We start from the raw sequence: 20,659 nt of genomic DNA on the forward strand, positions 1-20,659 counted from the left end.
TGCCGCCTTGTCTCTTGTCCCTCCAGATATAGCGATAGATGCTCATGTGACTAATACCACCATGAACGCCGGCTATTTGTTCAGGACTCCAGCTGTCTTTTAGCTTATCTGTGACCCAATCCCATACGTCAGCGATGATGCTGGGCGCATTGTTTGACCGTCTGTCACAAGCCTTGTTATTAGCATTCTTTGCTCGGTAACCGCGCAGGCCTTTATTACGCCTAAGCTCTCTTGATATGGTGCTGGGACTTCTGTTTAACGCCCTCGCTATAAATTTAATACTATGTTTTGCCCCTTTAAGGGCATAAATCTGGTATCGTTCACCTAGGCTTAGATGTGTATAGTTCATGGTTGCAATCTCACTTTGGTCGGTGGATAAAAACTTTGATGCTAGCGCATCTAGGTCTTTTTTTCACCTCACATTTGGTATTGCACTTCATGTGTTAATCTAAGAAACTATTAATAATCTAGTATAAATACAACTGACTACCTTACTTGCCCCCTCATTCAGCTTTTTTAGCTCTTATCATAATAAATAAAAAGCAGATACTGATTATGGCATCTGCTTTTTATTGACTTGATTTTAAGAGAAGATAACAAGTCAGCATATAAGGATTATGCAGCTCCGACTTTAGCTCTTACATTCTATAAAGCACTTTAACCACATGCCAGCCAAACTTAGTTTTTACTAAATGCGGGGTGAAGAGCTCGCCATTGAAGCAGACTTTATCAAATGCCGGTACCATGGTCGCCTTTTTGAAACTCCCCTAAGCTACCGCCTTTTTTAGCTGATGGGCAGGTTGAGTGTTTTTTAGCCAGCACATCAAACTGGGCGCCTTTTTTAAGCTTGACAATAATGTCGTCAGCCAGTTCTTTGTCTTTTACTAAAATGTGTAATGCGCTAGCGGTACGAGCCATAATGTGAACCTTTCATGAAATATCGATTATCGCGGCATTATATCACTACTTACACAGAGCTAGTCTATTAAGCTGATACATACATTTATAGACTACTTAAAATAGCCCTCTCAAATTTGCACAGAACAGTACTATGACCCCTATTTCATTATTATGTGCACGTACGCGAGCATATTTTCTATAGAAAAACCTATGAACACATTGATAAATAAGGCGTACAAACAATTTTTTATAGCTAACTATGTACTGTAATCATAGATAAAAACAACATTTAGAGTATTTTAAGGCAATAATTGCATCGCCTACGCTTTATTAGTTTATTATGGTATATTTATCCCCAAGGTAGCCTTGGGGATGATTATACCTTAAGCCTATTTATTTAAAGGGTTTTATGATTATAATATAATAATCAGTGTCCAATATGGTGTCCAATTATATTTCAATATTCGCAAAAAGTACTCTTCATAAGCTATGACGACTGCGAGAAGTATACTTGTAACTTGAGTATTAAATTAATAGATAAATATGCTTAATTTATCGTACCTACAACGTCCACGGATATAGATAATGGCTGTCAATAATATAAACGATATCAATGTTCTTGAATGTCGAGATAAAGATTACTCTGTCAGTATTTCTGGCATTGCGGGTTTAAGCGTACGCATTTACCCCAATGGTAAAAAGGAATACTACCTCCGTTATCCTCATCCGCATATTGAAGGTAAACGCCCTAGAATGATGCTTGGCCGAGTGGATGAGATTGGTCTGAATGAAGTTAAGTATAAAGCTGACTCTATACTGGCAATGGTTGCTAAGGGTGTTGATCCTAAGGCGACAAGCCAACAAGAAAAAGTAAATAAATATGCTCACTTAAAAAATGCAACGTTTGCCGAGATAGTTCGAGCTTGGAGAGACAATAAAATGGCCAGTCGTCGCACAGCCAAGTCTAATAAACTCTCGTTTAGTGAATCGACGCTAGAATATTGGGATTTATGCTTAGGATATATGTGTCGTGAAATTGGCGACTTAAGAATGAATGATATTACTAGTGAGATTATATTAAATGTCTGTGAGGCCATTCAAAATAATGAAAATCAAGCGGCCTTCGTTGGTGCAAGCACAAGGCTTTATACTGAAAAAGTATTCTCATTTGCTGTCGCAAGAGGACTATGTGATAGAAATGTGGCTGTTGATACGCGCGGTGAGCTTGCACCTGCCAATTCAGGTAATCACCTGCCAGCCATTACCAAGCCTGAGCAGTTTGCAGTATTATTACGAGATATGGAGTCGTTTAAAGGAGCAAGTGTGATTACTTTAGAGGCAATGAATTTACTACCGTATGTCTTTGTGCGTAGTATCGATTTGCGTTCTATGCGCTGGCAAGATATAGATTGGGATAACAAGCTATGGGAGTTTTCTCCTACTAAAGGCGAAGGTCGTGAAGATATGGTATCGCACTTGGTTGCACCATTGGCTTCTCAGGTTATTACGCGCTTACTAGAAATGCAATCAATTACCGGTCATAAAGAATACGTATTTGCATCGATGCGTGCCTCAAGTAATACTTATATTAGTAAAGCCACGCTAGTACAAATATTTCATAGGCTGGGATATAAGGATATTCAATGCGCTCATGGCTTTCGAGCATCCGCTAAAACCTTACTGATGGAGCAACCTGAACTGCGTTATTCAGATATCGTGACTGAGCTGCAATTAGGCCATAGAGTAAAGGACACGCATGGCGGTGCCTATAATCGATTAGATGAAATAGATACTAGGGTGCAAATGATGCAAGATTGGGCAAACTATATAGATAAGCTCCGGAGTTGCTCCAAAGAGCAATTATAAAGCTCAAGCGGATAACTCTTCTTATCAAATAGCAAAATCTGTTCATAATAGCGCTTTTGTAGCTCCTGCAGCGCGTTTAATCAATAGCTCAACTGGAGCATCAGGGCTCAGTGTTCCAAAGGCTAGCCCGTGTTCGCTTGCGAGCCGTGAAAGACAGAATGCTTTTGCAATTTCCGTATTATCACTTAATAGTAAGATTGAAGCCTGGAGCATTAATGCTAAGCGTTCAATCACGTAGCGACTGCGAAACTCTAAGGTTTCAATGTCATCGAAACGTTCGGATAAAAGACTCAGCTCGTTATCGTAATGAGGGTTCTTGCCAGCGGCTTTCTGCAGTTCCGCAAATAGAGCGTCACGAGTTTCTGGCTCCTTTTTTAAAGCTCGAAGCACATCAAGACATTGCACATTACCACTACCCTCCCAGATTGAGTTTAACGGCGCCTGTCGATAGAGACGCGGCATAATATTCTCTTCAACGTAACCATTTCCTCCTAAGCACTCCTGCGCTTCATTGATAAGAACTGGCGCACGCTTGCATATCCAGTACTTACCAATCGCAGTCGCGATACGAGCAAGGGCGGCTTCATGGGGATCTTTTTCTATCATGCCGACTGCGCGTGCGATACGCATCGTAAGCGCCAATGCCGCCTCCGACTCTAACGCTAAGTCAGCAAGCACATTACGCATAATGGGTTGGTCGATTAATAATTTACCAAAGGCCTCACGCTGGCTGGTGTGGTGAATAGCTTGCACAATCGCTTGGCGCATTTGTGCTGAGGAGCCAGTCATACAGTCCAGCCGAGTCAGTGCTACCATCTCAATAATTGTCGGAATACCACGACCTTCTAAGCCCACCAACTCACCAAACGCGGCTTGAAATTCGACTTCCGAAGAGGCGTTCGACCAGTCACCCAGCTTGTCTTTTAGACGTTGAATACGAACGGCATTTTTCGTACCATCAGGACGAAAACGTGGCACTAAGAAACAACTGAGGCCATTTTCAGTCTGTGCCAATACTAAATGGGCGTCACACATCGGGGCTGAAAAAAACCACTTGTGACCAATAAGCTCATAGGTTCCGTCCTCTTGCAGCAGTGCTCGCGTTGTATTGCGGCGTAGGTCGGATCCGCCTTGCTTTTCAGTCATGCCCATACCCATAGTACAACCCAGCTTTTCTTCCATGGGTAGACTACGCGGATCATAGTCCTGCGATAAGAGTTTAGGCAGCCATTTTTCTGCTAGCTCTGGTGAATGCCTTAGGGCAGGAATCGCTGCGTAGCTCATAGACATCGGACAACCAAACCCTGCATCAGCTTGCGAACCAAGATACATCACAGCGGCTCGAGCTACATGAGGGTTTTTATGACTTTCATTACGCCACGCAAAATTACTCATGCCATATTTCATGCCAGCAGTCATCAGCTCATGATAGGCTGGATGAAAATCCACCTCATCTATACGCCGTCCATAACTATCAAAATCTCGTAACTTAGGCGGGTTTTCATTGGCTAAAAACCCGCTAGCAATCATATCACCGCCTGTACGAGCACCGAATTCACTCAGGTGTTCCTCTGCCCACCCTGCTCCTTCTCTCGTTACAGCTTCGATAAGGGCAGCATCTGTTTCCCAAGCGTTGTAGTTAGCTAAGGCAAAGGGTTGATTATTTACTTCATGAGTATTAAATTGATTTATCATTGACATAATTGTTATCTTCCTCGATTTTGACTAACCTCTACTATTTTACAATAGCTAGTATTACATAATAAAAATTATTTCGTCAAGGTGTGTAATATGAATAAACCCAGTCCCCGACTTCTCCTCCTCCGTTTATTAACGGTAGCGGACAACAGTACTCTTACCGCTACTGAAGCTATTTTGGCAGGCTCAGTGTTTGGCATGACAGAGAACAGTATTCGCGTAACCATGGCGCGTTTAACCCAAGCAGAGCTCGCTGAGGCAATCGGGCCTGCTACTTATCAATTGGGGCCAGAAGCACAAAAATTAGGCGATGATGTCGCCTCATGGCATACCTCCGATAGAAAGACCATAAAATCAGACGGCTCATGGATAGCCGTGGCCACGGGTGGTCTACCTCGCAGTAACCGCACAATACTACGCGCACGTGACCGGGCTTTATCGTTATTAGGGTTTCGCGAGCTAGACAAAGGACTCTATATACGCCCGAATAATCTACAGGGCGGTATAGATAGCGTTCGTAAACGTCTATTGAATCTAGGGTTAGGAGCAGAAGCCATCGTATTTAAGGCTTGCGATTTTGATTCTATTCGCCAAAAAAAAGCCTTAGGACTTTGGTCTGACATGCAATTAGAGAGATATTATGAAGACATGTCTTATCAACTGAACAATTGGTTAAAACATATGGATAATTTGAGCCATGACGCGGCTTTACGAGAAGTGTTTACGCTTGGAGATGCAGGTATCCGCAGTGTGATCTTCGATCCATTATTGCCCGAGCCCCTAGTAAATGAGGCGGCACGGCAACAATATTTCAATACGGTGCGGCGCTTTAATGATGAAGGTCGTCGGCTTTGGCTTGATTTTTTTGACGCAAATATCGCAAAATAGATGAATCTTCTTAAGATTTAGTAGGCTTATACGTAAGTGCTGAACTGTAGGTGGTTGCTTATGAATGATTACTTATAAATAATTACTTGGGATTCTAATTCAAAAGCTCTATTGATTTTCATCACGATATAACACCTGCTTAGCTTCTACTCTAAAGTCCTCATTGCTGATGGTTCGGTTCATTGCCATAGCTTGGGTATTTAAGTGGGTATTTAAGTTTGCTGCTTGCATGTCTAGACTTTCTGGATCGCGACGTATTATGTTCTGCGCCTCTTGCCTAAAGTCATTTTCGCTCATGGTAGAACCACTCTTCACAGAGTTTACTGCTGGGTCACCATTTTTTTCTTGCGAGAGTGTAGCGTCGGCTACTAGCGCAATATTGCTTTGATTGGTAGATGCAACATTATTAACAGAAGATACTGGGTGACTCGCCAGCACTATTTGATCGCTCGTCGAAAAGGTTGAAAAAACACCATCGAATATAAAGACGCTTGCCAAGAATAAAGTACAAAGGATGCCTAGCACGCCAACAAACTCTATATTATTCGCTGATCTGCCCTTTGCGAATTTTGCTGATTGCGTCACTGTAGTCTCAATACTGTCTGAGTGTTTCATAGAACAATACCCAATCAATCCATGTCATCAGCAGTATATAACTGCATCCTCTATGTCATGATACGAGCACTCTGGTGTTATGCAATGGTTTTTGGTATGAGCGCTATGATTGACTGATAAGCGGTAAGAAAACTGGTTTTAGACAGTAAAAGTCAGCTTGTCATAGGACAACAGCCGCTTACTCCCTTACTATAATAAAGCCAGATTAATCATCAGTTTCACGATATAGCGTACTTTGCGACTCTTGTCTAAAGTCCTCATAAGTGATGGATGCGTCAGCTGGTTTATCATTGGATGGTTGCGGTGCTGGTTGTGCCTCTGAACCAATAACCTCACCTTGATATTGAGCTGCAGTAGCGTCAGCAGCAGGCTGAGTATCTTGCTCAATGGTTTCTACCACTTCAGCCTCTCTACTGGCATCGGAATTATTCTCTGCTATTACTGGTATTTCTGCACCATTCGCTATATCAGTCTTCGTTGAAGTCGACAGCACACCGGTAAAAACAAGCATCATGACGATGGCAGCGATCAGTAATGAGCCAAAAACCATACCAATGACGAGCGGTTTTTTGCTACTCGCTTGCTTGTCTTTGGATTTTATCGACTTCTTATTTGATATTTTTTCGTTTATGACTTCTTCGTTTATGAATTCATGGTTTTCAGGCTCTTTATTTTCAATTTCTTCTGAACCACAATCCAAAGACTCGTCGGGGTTGGTTATTGTGACGTGCTTTGTCGTTAAATCTTCATCTTCGTCAGAAAAATCTAAGTTGATACCTTTGTCGTTATAGACCTCTAGGGTTTCACCCTCTTGTACTTGAGTAGCAAATAACGCTAGCTCTGCTGCGCTTAATGGCTCATATGAGGACAGTTTATTGGCATCTTTTACTGGTTTTAATTCATTTGCTGTGGTGTCTTTTGACTCATCATCGTCATCAACACCGTCGACATTTTCAACACGTGTGATAAAACGCTCATAGATGTTATCTTTACGCATGCGCTTTCGTGGCTTAGTATTAGCAATTTTGGCTAAATTTGCCTCTAAATCTGAATTATGGCTATTTTTTTTATCACTCATGAAGTAATACCAAACCAGTTTGTACCACGAAAAAGAAGATGACTGCTAGAATTAAGGATAAAGGTTTTGTTGTTTGCTAAAGTGTAACACTATCGTTAACAAACAATATAGTGGGTCGCTTCATTTGCTTCAAGCACAATTTTATGGTTACCCCTATTATTGGTATAAAATAGCCAAAAATGCTCTTTGAAAAAACAACCATAAGCATCGATGACATTATATATAAGTGAGCATAAAATATGGATTTAAAACAGCTCAAGGCTTTTATTGCTATCGCAGATTTGCGTAGTTTCAGCGCCGCTGCTACCAAAACGGGATTGTCACAGCCGAGTCTGAGTCGCTTGCTCAAACAGCTCGAGACCGATATGGGCGTAGAATTAATCAATCGCTACAATAGACCATTACATCTCACCGAAGCTGGGGCATTCTTTTACGATAAAATCAGCGCTATACTGACAGAGATTGATACCGTCACCAGTATGACCCAGCGATTGTCTGCGCCCAGCAGCGCATTAAACATTGGTTTTGTACCGTCTGTCCTGTACGGGCTATTGCCAGAAGTCATCGCTAGTTTAAAACAATCCAACCCTGATATTGAGGTCAACCTAAAGGATATCAGCTCCTACCAGCAAATAGATGCGCTAAAATCTGGTGATATTGATGTTGGTTTTGGGCGTTTTGCCCACCAAGACCCTTGGATTCAGCAAATACTATTGCGCCATGAGCGTTATGTGGTCGCGCTGCCTAAAGCACACCCATTAGCCCATGTACGCGAGCAACGCTTGATAGATTTGGCAAATAACCGCCTGATTTTATACCATCAAACGCATTTGCCGATAGCCACGCCAGCAATAACCACGTCCATACCGAAACCAACATCGACCAATAAACTGCCTGCCCATACAAAAAGAACCAACTCAACAGGCCAGCCTCTATCGTTTAGTACGCTTAACGAGCCTGTCACCGAGCCTTTGCTGCATTTATTTGCACAATACGGTATCGCGCCACTGATGACTACCACGGTGAGTGACTTACAAGTAGCATTGGGACTAGTCGCTGCTGGTGAAGGGGTTACGCTTGTACCTGCCAGCCTACAAACGGTGCGTACAGAACAAATCAGCTATCAACGCTTGGTACACGAAAACGTGACCTCCCCTATTTATTTACATACCCTCAAAGACTTTGTCCACCCTAAAATCCCTGACTTACTCACTGCTACTTATCAGGTGTATGAACAGCGCGGTATCACCTATCGAAAGCAAAAATTTGCCTCAAAGCTATAAATTATCAGCTATCGGCTGCGGATTATGGTATAAAGAACCGCCAAAAAATACTCAGTACTAACTCTTGATATTAATAATTAATTATGCTAACTATCAAGAATGGCTATGCAAACAAATAGTAATAATAATTAGAATAATCATTCTCCTGAATAGCATCGGTGTGCTAAAGTCGATACAAGATGAATCGTTTTGTATTTAACGTTATAAAATAGGCGTTATATATATTGTATAAAGCGATTTTCTAACGATCATTGGCAGACTGACACAGGTAAGTGATGATTTGCCGTTTTAACCATTTCGAGGTATTCATGTCCACACAACCACTCAACAACCCAAGCGCCACCGACGATACCGTCGCTCCGCAGCAAGAAGGCTTTAGCTGGCGAATTTTTGGTCCCGGTATCTTAATGGCGACAGCTGCTATCGGTGGCTCACATCTGATTTCATCGACACAGGCGGGCGCACTATATGGCTGGCAGCTGGCGATTATGATTATTTTAGCCAATATCTTTAAATACCCGTTCTTTCGATTTGGTACCGATTACGTCTACGACACTGGCGAGAGCTTAATCGCAGGCTATGCCAAACGCTCGAAAGCCTATCTATGGATTTATTTCATCCTATCCGTCTTATCGGCGGTCATTAGTACGGGCGCGGTATCTTTGATTGCGGCAGTTATCCTAGGCTTTATGTTGCCTGCTTCCCTCGGTTTGTCCACCATGACATTGGCTTTGATTATCGTTGCGGTCTCGTGGTTCTTCCTGATTGCTGGTCATTATAAGCTGCTTGATGGCGTGACTAAGTGGATTATGATTGCCCTTACCACTGCAACAGTAGCAGCAGTGATTATTGCCGCTGGTAAGCCGACGGTTATGGCAACCGATTTTGTCGCCGCCTCGCCTTGGAATTTGGCGACCTTAGGTTTTATCGTAGCATTGATGGGCTGGATGCCAGCACCGCTTGAGTTTGCGGCGATTACCTCGATGTGGACATCCGCTAAAGTCAAAGCCGAACACACCACGCACCGTCAGGGATTGCTTGATTTCAATGTGGGTTACTCGGTCTCTGGTGTCTTGGCGTTGTTCTTCTTATCGTTAGGCGTGTTTGTCCAGTATGGCTCAGGACAAGAGATTGAGATTGCAGGCGCCGCTTATATCAATCAGCTGATTAATATGTATACCAGTACCATCGGTGAATGGTCACGACTACTGGTCGCCTTCGTCGCCTTTATGTGTATGTTTGGCACCACCATTACTTGTGCCGATGGTTATGGCCGTGCCAATGCTGAGTGCTGGCGCTTACTTAAAGGTGACGATGAGATCAATAAAAAGCAAATCGCCTTTTGGACCACTTATGCCATCGGTGGTGGTTTGGTGATTATCACTTTCTTTACCGGACAATTGGGCTCGATGCTAAAATTCGCCATGATATCGGCGTTCGTTTCGGCACCCATCTTTGGTTGGCTCAACTATACCTTGGTCAAAAACCATAAAAAACTGTCAGTAGGTATGAATGCATTGTCTATCGCTGGTTTGATATTCTTAGCTGGTTTTGCACTGTTGTTCTTAGCCAATCTTGCGGGTCTCTTTGGTTAGCTAGCTTAGGTATACATTCAGCTTTATACAAATCTACTTGATGCAAAAAAGCCCTTTTAGCGAAGCTATGAGGGCTTTTTTGTGCAATGGTTTAATCATTTGATGGTAGTAATTGTAAATAAATGTAAATATCTAGCGAGTGATTGGTGGTTGGTTTAAGCGATATGAATACTAATCTCAGTAAACCTCTAGATAATGGATAGTACTATTCATATATCGAATATGTTTATTAAAAATTAACTTTTAATTAAATTCACCTAACTAAAAGTATTGAAAGACCGCTTTGCAAGCATGGATAATTGGGTATAATCAATCACAACGATTCAATCAAATATAATATCCATAACATCGATAAGATTACCCTCCACGTAAGGATTATGACATGACCTCATCAGCAGGCGCTCGCTTTCGCAGTGCAATGAAACAAAAAAACGATAACAACCAGCCGCTACAGATTGCTGGCGCGATTAACGCTTACACCGCTATGATGGCAACCCAAGTTGGTCACCAAGCGCTATATCTCTCTGGTGCTGGCGTGGCGAATGCCTCATTTGGTCTGCCTGACTTGGGTATGACTAGCCTTGATAACGTCCTAGAAGATGCGCGCCGTATTACTGATGCCGTTGATACGCCGCTATTGGTGGATATCGATACGGGTTTTGGTGGCGCGTTTAACATCGCTCAGACCGTCAAGAAAATGGAAAAAGCAGGTGTGGCAGCAGTACATATCGAGGACCAAGTCGCACAAAAACGCTGTGGCCACCGTCCCAATAAAGAAATCGTTAGTATCTCAGAAATGGTCGACCGCCTAAAAGCAGCACTTGATGCCAAAACCGATAAAGACTTTGTGGTTATGGCTCGTACTGACGCGCTGTCTGTCGAAGGTCTTGACGCAGCGGTTGAGCGCGCAGTTGCCTTTCAAGAAGCTGGCGCCGATATGATTTTTGCCGAAGCATTGACTGATATTGAGATGTACCGTAAATTTACCGATGTGCTGAATATACCGGTACTCGCCAACATGACAGAGTTTGGTCAAACTGACCTTTATACCACAGAGCAATTACACGGTGTGGGTGTCGATATGGTGCTATACCCGCTATCAGCATTCCGTGCGATGAATAAAGCGGCATTAAACGTCTATCAACATCTACTCGATGACGGCACGCAGGACAAAGTTGTCGATACCATGCAAACCCGTATGGAGCTATACGACTTCTTAAACTACCACGAATTCGAGCAAACGTTAGATAAACTGTTTGCTGATAATAAGTAGACTTAAGCAAGCAATACAGTGATTTAAGAAACGATTTATTAAAATTGGCTATCTAATAAACTTTACTACTAAAGCTACCAACAAAAGGAATTTAATCATGGCAGCAAAAAAAGAACTTTCAGGTGCAGGACTACGCGGTCAAGTCGCTGGCAAGACCGCTCTATCAACCGTTGGTAAATCAGGCTCAGGTCTGACTTACCGCGGTTATGATGTCTCAGAGCTTGCGGACAAATGTATCTTTGAAGAAGTGGCTTACTTACTACTTTATGGCAACTTGCCAACCCAAAGCGAACTTGATGCCTATCAAGCCAAGCTCAAAAAATTACGTGGTCTACCACAAGCACTAAAAGATGTACTTGAGCGTATCCCTGCTGACTCACACCCGATGGATGTGCTGCGTACGGGCAACTCAATGCTCGGTAACCTTGAAACGGAAACCGACTTTGAGCAAGAGAATGACAAAGCGGATCGTATGCTAGCGGTATTCCCATCAATTATTAACTACTGGTATCGCTTTACTCATGACAATGAGCGTATCGAAACTGAAACTGATGATGAGACTATCGGCGGTCATTTCTTGCATCTGCTTAAAGGCGAGAAGCCAAACGAGCTACATACTAAAGTCATGAACGTGTCACTTATCTTGTACGCTGAGCACGAGTTTAATGCGTCAACCTTTACCGCGCGCGTGTGTGCCTCTACCCTGTCTGACATCCATTCGTGTATTACTGGCGCGATTGGCACCTTGCGCGGTCCTTTACATGGCGGTGCTAATGAAGCAGCGATGGATATGATTGAAGGCTTTAGCTCACCCGATGAAGCTGAAAAAGAGATGATGGCGATGCTGGCACGTAAAGACAAAATTATGGGCTTTGGTCATGCTATCTACAGCGACTCAGACCCACGTAACGTGGTCATCAAAGGTTGGGCTGAAAAACTGGCCAACGATGTTGGTGATGAAGTGTTATACCCAGTATCAGTACGCTGTGAAGAAGTTATGTGGCGTGAAAAGAAACTGTTCTGTAACGCAGATTTCTTCCATGCTTCAGCGTATCACTTCATGGGCATTCCAACCAAGTTATTCACACCAATCTTTGTGTGTTCACGTCTGACAGGCTGGGCGTCACACGTCTTTGAGCAACGTGGTAATAACCGTATTATTCGACCAAGTGCCGAATATATCGGTGAAGAATTGCGTTCAGTACCAGAGATGAGTGCGCGTTAATTTGTAGCGCTTTCCTCTTCGCTCGAATAAATAAACTTGTAGGGTACGCATGGCGCACCCTACAACTACTCATTAAATGACTGTCAATCAAGGGCTGTTATGTTTAATACAAAAAATCTATCGTTTGCACTAATTGGTACCGGACTCCTATCAATATCTTTGGGTTCAACCTACGCCAGTGCGGCTACAGATTTAACTCCATTATTTAGTGTTTATGAAGAGGCATGCGGTTATATAGATAGCGACAAATCAACGAAGGCTGCCAATACTTATAACACTTTCAAAAATAGCTTTATTACCCACGAAGAATCGACAACCAATGGTGTTTATGACGGTACAGTATTTTCTTTAAAAGAAAACTATGTCATTCCAGCGCCTTACAAAAACGCCATTTCATCCATCACCATGGAAAAAGGCGATGACTATAGTAGTGATAGCGTCACTTACACCGTGAAATTCAATAATGCGACTTATAGAAACAAGCCTATATCGCACCTTGATATTTATGTCGTGCCCAACTCAGACATGTTCTACGATGCCTTATATCTAAAAACATCAATGCAAGGTTTAAAGCCGCATTTTAAATATGAGCAGCTTGATGATGAAAAAATTGGTGCTCATTTAGATCCTGCCAAGAAACTTATTTTATGCGACGGTATTGTCGGTAGTTATAAATAACATCAATGATAACCGCATATTAAAGTAATACTGTCATACAAAAACCATTCCAACCAGCCAACTGCCAAAGGTGACTTATGGACAACGCCCTAGTACAACCGATGAATGACAAGTTTAAAAAACCCTTACCTGATACCGAGCTTTATTACTTCGATACCCGTGAAGCGGTAGAAAGCATCGAAGCGGGCGCGTATGACAAGCTACCGTTTAGCTCAAAAGTTCTATGTGAAAACTTGGTTCGCCGTTGCCCACCAGAGGATTTAACCGCGGCATTGACCCAACATATACAAGGTAGGCAAGACTTAGATTTCCCTTGGTATCCTGCCCGCGTTGTTTGTCATGACATCTTAGGCCAGACTGCCTTTGTTGACTTAGCAGGACTGCGTGATGCCATCGCTGAACAAGGCGGTGATCCTTCTAAGGTTAACCCTATCGTCCCAACTCAGCTCATCGTTGACCATTCATTGGCAGTGGAACACGCAGGCTTTGAAGAAAACGCTTTTGAGAAAAACCGTGCTATCGAAGAACGCCGTAACGATGACCGCTTTCACTTTATCAACTGGTGCGAATATGCCTTTGATAACGTCAACGTCGTACCGCCAGGTAACGGCATTATGCATCAAATCAACCTAGAAAAAATGTCGCCCGTGGTACAGGTAGTAAAAGGTAAAGACGGTCATGAAGTGGCTTTTGCTGACACGTTAGTTGGTACAGATAGCCATACGCCAATGGTTGACGCCCTAGGCGTGATATCTATCGGTGTTGGCGGTCTGGAAGCCGAAAGCGTCATGCTAGGCAATCCATCGTACATGCGTTTGCCAGATTTCGTTGGCGTTAAGCTAACGGGTAAACTGCAAAAAGGCGTTACTGGTACCGATTTGGTACTCGCTATGACCGAGTTTTTACGTGATGAAGGCGTGGTTTCTACTTATATTGAATTCTTCGGTGACGGCGCACGAAATTTAACCGTTGGCGACCGTGCCTCTATCTCTAATATGACGCCTGAATATGGTGCGACGGCAGCGATGTTCTATATCGATGAGCAAACCATCGACTATCTACGCCTCACTGGTCGTTCTGAGGCTCAAATTAAGCTGGTCGAGCAATACGCCAAACAAACTGGCCTATGGGCTGATGGCATGGAAAACGCCGAGTATGCGCGCGTACTTGAGTTTGATTTATCGGCAGTGGTACGTAACCTTGCCGGCCCTTCTCGACCGCATGCCCGTGTCTCAACCACGGACTTGGTCAAAGAAGGTATTGCCCACGGCGCTGATGAGAAAATGCCCGAACCAAAAGATGGCTTGATGCCAGATGGCGCGGTTATTATCGCCGCGATTACCAGCTGTACCAACACCTCGAACCCACGCAATATGGTTGCTGCTGGCTTGGTTGCTCGTAACGCTAATGAGAAAGGCTTATTACGCAAACCTTGGGTCAAATCCTCTTTAGCACCTGGTTCTAAAACGGTCAAAATGTATCTAGAAGAAGCCGGACTGATGCCTGAGCTACAGGAAATTGGCTTTGACGTGGTCGGCTTTGCTTGTACCACCTGTAATGGTATGAGTGGCGCGCTCGATCCTGATATCGAAAAAGAAATCGTTGATAATGATTTATTCACCACCGCGGTACTATCAGGTAACCGTAACTTTGATGGTCGTATCCATCCATATGCCAAGCAAGCGTTCTTAGCGTCACCACCATTGGTTATCGCTTATGCGATCGCTGGTAATATCCGTTTCGATATCGAAAAAGATGTATTAGGCCAAGATAAAGACGGCAATGATGTTTATTTAAAAGATATCTGGTTCGATGATGATGAAGTCGATGCTATCGTTGCCAAAGCGGTGAAGCCTGAGCAATTCAATGCTGTCTATATTCCGATGTTTGATGAAGCCAAAAAGGACGCTGGAAAGGCTCTGAGCCCATTATACAACTGGCGAGAAATGACCACTTATATCCGTCGTCCGCCGTATTGGGAAGGCAAAATGGCCGCAATGAATAAGCTAAAAGGCATGCGCCCGTTAGCAGTATTGGGCGATAACATTACCACCGACCATATGTCACCTTCCAATGCTATTTTGGGTGATTCGGCTGCTGGCGAGTATCTAGATACCATGGGGCTGCCTGCTGAAGATTATAATTCGTATGCGACCCATCGCGGTGATCACTTAACTGCACAACGCGCGACTTTTGCCAATCCTAAGTTATTAAATGAGATGGTACGTGACGAAAAAGGTGAAGTTATCCAAGGCTCATTAGCTAGGGTTGAACCACAAGGTCAGGTCATGCGCATGTGGGAAGCGATTGAAACCTATATGAACCGCGAGCAGCCGCTTATCATCATCGCTGGTGACGGCTATGGCCAAGGCTCAAGCCGTGACTGGGCTGCCAAGGGTGTGCGTTTAGCGGGCGTGGAAGTTGTCGTCGCTGAAGATTTTGAACGTATCCACCGTCAAAACCTAGTCGGCATGGGCGCCCTACCGCTACAGTTCGAAGAAGGTACGACTCGCCATACGCTAAATATTGATGGTTCAGAAACCTTTGATGTCACTGGCGAAGTCTCTGCTGGTGGGCTGATGACATTAGTGATTAACCGTGCTGACGGCAGCAAGACTGAAACCCCGATTATCTGCCGCTTAGATACCGCTGATGAGGTCAAAATGTATAACGCGGGTGGTATGCTCCAGCGCTTTGCCAAAGAGTTCATCGATGGCACGCTAGATATTGCTTAAGCATCATGATTATTGATTAATAAGTGAGCCGATGCTGTAGGTTTATATGGTGTCGGCTTTTTTATACTTATTGATATACTTTAATAAATAGCATAACATGTACTATTAATTGTACAAGTATCGGAGTATGTCATGAGAGTAATTAGTTTTTCAGAAGCTAGAAAGCATCTCAAATCGGTTTTAGACACAGTAAATGATGATGCAAATGCAACTATCGTTACTCGTCGTGATGCTGATGATGCCGTAGTCATGTCACTTGATTACTATAATAGCCTGATGGAGACCGTTTACTTATTAAAGTCGCCTGCTAATGCTGCTCATTTAGCAAAATCTATGGCTCAATATCAGGCTGGTAAAACGGTAGTTCGCGGTCTAATTGAACCTACAGACGAAAATTTTAATAAAAACGCTGAAGACGCCTAATATTAAGGGCTACAATTGTAAGTAGAAAGTTATGAGTGAGCAATTGGCTTGGACAGATGAAACTTGGAAAGATTATATATATTGGCAAACCCAAGATAGAAAAACTATAAAACGTATTAATAAACTTCTTACAGAATGTATGCGTAATCCGTTTGAAGGTATAGGTAAGCCTGAACCCTTAAAAGAGAACTTATCAGGATTGTGGTCTCGACGAATTGATGATACTCATCGGCTAGTATATAAAGTTGAAGATGATTATTTGACGGTTATTTCGTGTCGATATCATTATTAGGCTTAGTTTCTAAATTAAATCCTAATCTAACTAAGCTCAAAAGGCTCAACCTTACCAGCGTCCACCTCTGCTTGAGCGACTAGTAATTGACGCACAAACTCATAAGATAAATCAGGATTGTCTTGCATAATCTGCTTAATTTTAGCTGAGCTTTCGTTCAGCTTTTTATCTATTTCCATCATGTTCTCTATTGTTAGCTACTATACATATCTATTTATATTACCAATAAAAGTACAAACATATACTAACTGTAGTTAAAACATTTTAAAAACGCTACGGTACTGCTTGTATGGTTTTTTTGCAGCCTCTGTCTGCGTAGGCACAGCAAGCAAGGAAAAACTATACCAGCAGTATGTGGTGTATCGATATTACTTTTCATAGACTCTATCTCAAGGATTGCCAATAATGACTCAAACAACCTCAAACCAACCAAAATTCGCCCCGCAAATCTCAGTCTCCGCTACCTATATGCGCGGCGGTACTTCAAAAGGCACCTTTTTTAAACTGTCCGACTTACCGGAGCGTTGCCAAGTCGCTGGCGAGTCGCGTGATAATTTTCTATTGCGGGTTATTGGTAGCCCTGACCCTTATGGTAAACAAATTGACGGTTTAGGCAATGGCAGCTCTAGCACCTCTAAGACGGTTATCTTATCTGAAGCGAAACAAGCAGACCACGATGTCAACTATCTGTTTGGGCAGGTCAATATTGCAAAGCCGATGATTGATTGGGCGGGTAACTGTGGTAATTTAACCGCAGCGGTTGGTGCTTGTGCGATTAATATGGGTCTGGTTGCCGCTGATAAAGTTGCTCGTAGCATCAGTGCGGGTACGAACAGTGGCATTTGCGAAGTGCGTATTTGGCAACAGAATATCGGTAAAACCATTATCGCCCATGTGCCTGTCTATACCGACGCGCAAGGCAAGGTACAAGTACAAGAAACAGGCGACTTTGAGTTAGATGGTGTGACCTTCCCTGCTGCTGAGGTCAAAATCGAGTTTATTGATCCCGTTGATGCCTCTAGCGCTATGTTTCCCACCAACAATCTAGTCGATGATTTCGATGTATCAGGCTGTGGTCTAGCTACTGATAGCGTAAAAGCGACCTTTATCAGTGCGGGTATCCCAACGATCTTTATGAAAGCAGAAGACTTGGGTTTTACCGGCACAGAACTACAAGGTGATATCAATAGTGATAGCGAGCTACTTGCCAAACTTGAAAATATCCGCGCCAAAGGCGGCGTGGCGATGGGCTTGTTTAAAGATGTCAGTGAGGCGCAAAGCAGTCAGCATATTCCTAAAATTGCTTGGGTTGGCCCTGCGCAAAGCTATAGCGCCTCTAGTGGCAAAGCCGTTGATGTCAATGAGATTGATTTAGTCGTACGGGCGATGAGTATGGGTCAATTGCATCATGCCATGATGGGTACAGCAGCGGTCGCGATAGCCGCAGCAGCGACGACGCAAGGTACACTGGTCAATGAGGCAGCAGGTGGCGGTGAGTTAGGTGAAGTACGTTTTGGCCATCCCTCTGGAACGCTTTTGGTAGGTGGAAAAACAGAACAAGTCGATGGTCGCTGGCAAGCTAAAAAAGTCTCCATGAGTCGTTCAGCGCGTCGTATTATGGTTGGTGAGGTGTTTGTGCCAGCGGATGCTTTTTAACCGTTAACTTTAGTCTCACCATATATCAATAACATCCCGCCTATGGTAACTAAGGCTAAACCAGCGATTTTATAAATATCTATCGTTTTAACCTCTAAGCCAAACAAGCCAGTTTGGCTTAGAATCAGGGCAAAATACATTTGCCCAAGAAATACCCAAAGCAGGGTATTGCCTGCGCCTATCTTTGGCGCAGCAATAAATATGAATAAGATATAAAAGCTGCCCAGAAATCCTGGTAACCACATCCACCACGTCGCATTTTCAATCATTGGCGGTTTGATACCACCACTCATCACATACGACAGTACTAAAGAAGCTATTGCACCTCCTAAGTATAAATAAAAGGTGGATTGTATTTGAGAGGCTTGTGTACTTTCTCGAAAAGCATTGACAATAGCCAGTTGCAGCGGAACAATCGCACCACCTAAAAGGCTGATTAAGACGTATGGAAGAATTTTCAAATGACTGCCCCAAAAAATAAATAGTGTATATATAAACATTATCAATAATAAATTTTACCTTAATTAGGGCATAATAAGTTTCACCAATTAAATACTCAAACTGTTGGGTTTAATACATGCCAACCACTTCTAATCTCAGAAAACCCCCACTCGATAAGAAACCGCCGGTCGCAAAAAAAGAGCGCAGGGCATTGTTATGGGATATTCTCAAAAAGCTTGCGGTATTTGCTAAGCCCTATCGGCTATTAATCGTTGCTACCTTGATATTGACGGTGCTGGGTTCGTTTACCGCGCAGGTCAACGCCTTTGTGCTGCGCTATACCGTCGATACCTTGACCGAAATCGCTACCCTTGCCGACCCGTGGGAAGCTGGTATACGCATGCTCGGTATCATCAGCGCTGTTTTATTGACTAAAGAGATACTATCGATATTTATCTCATTTGGGCAGCGATTTTTCGGTGAAAAGATTCGTATCAATCTATCGCGTGATTTATCACAAAAAATCATCGAACGTATCTTGACCTATCGCATGGCGTTTTACACCAGTAGCGAAAACGATAGTGGTAAATTGCAAACCCGTATCGATTATGGTGTGAGTAGCCTTACCAGCTTGGTGCAAAACTTCTTTATCGATATGCTGCCGCTATTTGCCAGTGCCATCGTCTCACTGATTATTATGTTTTCGACCAATTTTTGGATAGGCTTGGTTGGTCTGGTTATCATACCGATTTACTTTTTTATTAGCCAAAAACAAGCGCGGCGTTTGCAAGGTTTTCGGCGGCAGATGCGCGGCTTTCGAGAAGCCAAAAGCGGGCTGGTTATCTCGCTGATTAATTCAATCAGCGTGGTTAAATCTTTTGTCCGTGAGCCTATCGAGGCGAAAAAGCACTTAACCATTCAAAAAGACATGACTGATAATCAGCTGCGTATTCGTAGCATTGGTTTTATTTATGATGCGGTAAAAACCTTTATTGAACAAATCGGTGTGGTAGCGATTATCTTACTGACCGCCTACTTTGTGCTAAACGGTCAGATGACCATTGGGATGATCTTATTTCATGTCATGCTGTTTCAAAACGTCGCTGCGCCTATCCGTCAATTGCATCGTATTTATGACCAAATTAACAATGCCCTGACTTACGCTGAAGGTTTTTTTGAGATTTTAGAGGCTGACGAACAAGTTGAAAAAATATCAGGTTTGAGTAGTAAACACTTAAAAGGTCATATTGAGCTCAAAAATGTCGATTTTACCTATCCGAATGGCACCCAAGCGCTAAAGGATGTCAGCTTCACTATTAAACCCAATCGTATTACCGCGCTGGTGGGTCTAAGTGGTGCTGGCAAGAGTACGATTATCAATCTATTGGTGAGGTTTTACGAGCCAGATGCTGGCATGATATGCCTAGATGGGCACAATCTGGCCGACTATGATACTCATGAGCTGCGTCAGAATATCGGCTTAGTGCTACAAAGCAATCATATCTTTTCAGGTACCATCAGTGAAAACATCCGTTATGGGGATATGAATGCGAGCGATGAAGATATTATCATTGCTGCCAAAAAAGCCTCGATTCATGAGCAAGTCGTGGCGTTATCAGAAGGCTATGAAAGTACCGCTAAATCACTATCGGGTGGTCAACAGCAACGTATTGCGCTGGCACGAATGTTCTTAAAAGACCCACCGATTGTGTTTTTGGATGAACCAACCGCCAGCCTTGATGCCATTGCCAGTCAACAGGTGAAAAAGAGCCTAGATTTGATTAAAAAAGACCGTACGGTGATTATGGTCTCGCATAACATTGCCCAGATCATCGATGCTGATGATTTGGTGGTGATAGAAAATGGGCGTGTGGTCGAGACAGGTACTCACGAGGATTTATATGAGCAGCGCGGTAAATACTTTGAGATATTTAGTGCCATGTCTGATAGCTTAAATTTGGATAAAATCAGTCAAACCTTAAATAGTTAATACAGAGCGAAATCGTTATAATG

At 43.2% G+C, this 20,659-nt stretch carries 18 protein-coding genes and 1 pseudogene; 12 read left to right on the plus strand and 7 right to left on the minus strand.

Annotated features, from left to right (window positions below; genetic code table 11):
* Together EI162_RS03850 and EI162_RS03855 are read right to left on the minus strand one after the other, a co-directional pair.
* Nucleotides 1-349, minus strand: a 349-nt coding sequence (locus EI162_RS03850; RefSeq protein ID WP_192523111.1) for a helix-turn-helix domain-containing protein, incomplete at its 3' end; no start/stop codon positions are given.
* Between the two features lie 289 nt (nt 350-638).
* Nucleotides 639-918 (minus strand): annotated as a pseudogene (locus tag EI162_RS03855) (peptidylprolyl isomerase).
* A gap of 567 nt (nt 919-1,485) precedes the next feature.
* Here EI162_RS03855 and EI162_RS03860 point away from each other — a divergent pair.
* The gene (locus EI162_RS03860; protein WP_192523112.1) at nt 1,486-2,766 is read left to right on the plus strand and encodes a tyrosine-type recombinase/integrase; all 1,281 of its coding nucleotides are present in this window, start codon (nt 1,486-1,488) and stop codon (nt 2,764-2,766) included.
* 42 nt (nt 2,767-2,808) lie between these two features.
* On the opposite strand, the gene EI162_RS03865 is transcribed toward EI162_RS03860, so the two are convergent.
* Complete coding sequence (locus tag EI162_RS03865; RefSeq protein WP_263972253.1) at nt 2,809-4,467, minus strand: isovaleryl-CoA dehydrogenase; 1,659 nt, start codon at nt 4,465-4,467, stop codon at nt 2,809-2,811.
* A 90-nt stretch (nt 4,468-4,557) separates the two neighbouring features.
* Between EI162_RS03865 and EI162_RS03870 the strand changes: the two genes are divergently transcribed.
* Nucleotides 4,558-5,352, plus strand: a complete 795-nt coding sequence (locus tag EI162_RS03870; RefSeq protein ID WP_192523113.1) for a PaaX family transcriptional regulator — start codon at nt 4,558-4,560, stop codon at nt 5,350-5,352.
* A gap of 108 nt (nt 5,353-5,460) precedes the next feature.
* Here the strand turns inward: EI162_RS03870 and EI162_RS03875 are convergent, their stop codons facing one another.
* Both EI162_RS03875 and EI162_RS03880 read right to left on the minus strand, forming a co-directional pair.
* Nucleotides 5,461-5,967 (minus strand): hypothetical protein, encoded by a 507-nt coding sequence (locus EI162_RS03875; protein ID WP_192523114.1) that lies wholly within the window; start codon nt 5,965-5,967, stop codon nt 5,461-5,463.
* 205 nt (nt 5,968-6,172) lie between these two features.
* Nucleotides 6,173-7,045 (minus strand): hypothetical protein, encoded by an 873-nt coding sequence (locus EI162_RS03880; RefSeq protein WP_192523115.1) that lies wholly within the window; start codon nt 7,043-7,045, stop codon nt 6,173-6,175.
* A 239-nt stretch (nt 7,046-7,284) separates the two neighbouring features.
* On the opposite strand from EI162_RS03880, the gene EI162_RS03885 reads away from it, so the two are divergent.
* From EI162_RS03885 to EI162_RS03920, 8 genes are all read left to right on the plus strand, one after another.
* Nucleotides 7,285-8,328 (plus strand): LysR family transcriptional regulator, encoded by a 1,044-nt coding sequence (locus EI162_RS03885; RefSeq protein WP_192523116.1) that lies wholly within the window; start codon nt 7,285-7,287, stop codon nt 8,326-8,328.
* A gap of 308 nt (nt 8,329-8,636) precedes the next feature.
* Nucleotides 8,637-9,923: an NRAMP family divalent metal transporter gene (locus tag EI162_RS03890; protein ID WP_192523117.1), complete on the plus strand. Its 1,287-nt coding sequence runs from the start codon at nt 8,637-8,639 to the stop codon at nt 9,921-9,923.
* 382 nt (nt 9,924-10,305) lie between these two features.
* Nucleotides 10,306-11,196 (plus strand): methylisocitrate lyase, encoded by an 891-nt coding sequence (gene prpB, locus EI162_RS03895; RefSeq protein WP_192523118.1) that lies wholly within the window; start codon nt 10,306-10,308, stop codon nt 11,194-11,196.
* A 97-nt stretch (nt 11,197-11,293) separates the two neighbouring features.
* Nucleotides 11,294-12,421, plus strand: a complete 1,128-nt coding sequence (gene prpC, locus EI162_RS03900; protein WP_192523119.1) for a 2-methylcitrate synthase — start codon at nt 11,294-11,296, stop codon at nt 12,419-12,421.
* Nucleotides 12,422-12,520: 99 nt separating this feature from the next.
* Complete coding sequence (locus EI162_RS03905) at nt 12,521-13,099, plus strand: hypothetical protein (protein ID WP_192523120.1); 579 nt, start codon at nt 12,521-12,523, stop codon at nt 13,097-13,099.
* A 77-nt stretch (nt 13,100-13,176) separates the two neighbouring features.
* Complete coding sequence (gene acnD, locus EI162_RS03910) at nt 13,177-15,834, plus strand: Fe/S-dependent 2-methylisocitrate dehydratase AcnD (RefSeq protein ID WP_263972254.1); 2,658 nt, start codon at nt 13,177-13,179, stop codon at nt 15,832-15,834.
* 132 nt (nt 15,835-15,966) lie between these two features.
* Nucleotides 15,967-16,257, plus strand: coding sequence for a type II toxin-antitoxin system Phd/YefM family antitoxin (locus EI162_RS03915; protein ID WP_192523121.1), 291 nt, complete (start codon nt 15,967-15,969; stop codon nt 16,255-16,257).
* Nucleotides 16,258-16,288: 31 nt separating this feature from the next.
* A complete protein-coding gene (locus tag EI162_RS03920; RefSeq protein ID WP_192523122.1) occupies nt 16,289-16,549 on the plus strand; it encodes a Txe/YoeB family addiction module toxin in 261 nt (86 codons plus the stop codon).
* A gap of 26 nt (nt 16,550-16,575) precedes the next feature.
* Here EI162_RS03920 and EI162_RS03925 read toward each other — a convergent pair whose 3' ends face one another.
* Nucleotides 16,576-16,728 carry a hypothetical protein gene (locus tag EI162_RS03925; protein ID WP_192523145.1) on the minus strand — a complete coding sequence of 51 codons (153 nt, stop codon included), beginning with the start codon at nt 16,726-16,728 and terminating at the stop codon, nt 16,576-16,578.
* 226 nt (nt 16,729-16,954) lie between these two features.
* Here EI162_RS03925 and prpF point away from each other — a divergent pair, with 226 nt between their 5' ends.
* On the plus strand, nt 16,955-18,205 hold the full coding sequence (prpF, locus tag EI162_RS03930) for a 2-methylaconitate cis-trans isomerase PrpF (protein WP_192523123.1): 1,251 nt from the start codon (nt 16,955-16,957) through the stop codon (nt 18,203-18,205).
* Here prpF and EI162_RS03935 read toward each other — a convergent pair.
* Nucleotides 18,202-18,666: a DMT family transporter gene (locus EI162_RS03935; protein WP_192523143.1), complete on the minus strand. Its 465-nt coding sequence runs from the start codon at nt 18,664-18,666 to the stop codon at nt 18,202-18,204. The two genes, prpF and EI162_RS03935, sit on opposite strands and share 4 nt — an antisense overlap.
* Before the next feature lie 116 nt (nt 18,667-18,782).
* On the opposite strand from EI162_RS03935, the gene EI162_RS03940 reads away from it, so the two are divergent.
* On the plus strand, nt 18,783-20,636 hold the full coding sequence (locus tag EI162_RS03940) for an ABC transporter ATP-binding protein (protein ID WP_192523124.1): 1,854 nt from the start codon (nt 18,783-18,785) through the stop codon (nt 20,634-20,636).
* The last annotated feature ends 23 nt before the right edge of the window (nt 20,637-20,659 follow it).

The sequence above is a fragment of the Psychrobacter sp. FME6 genome (assembly GCF_014861365.1).
Classification (GTDB): domain Bacteria; phylum Pseudomonadota; class Gammaproteobacteria; order Pseudomonadales; family Moraxellaceae; genus Psychrobacter.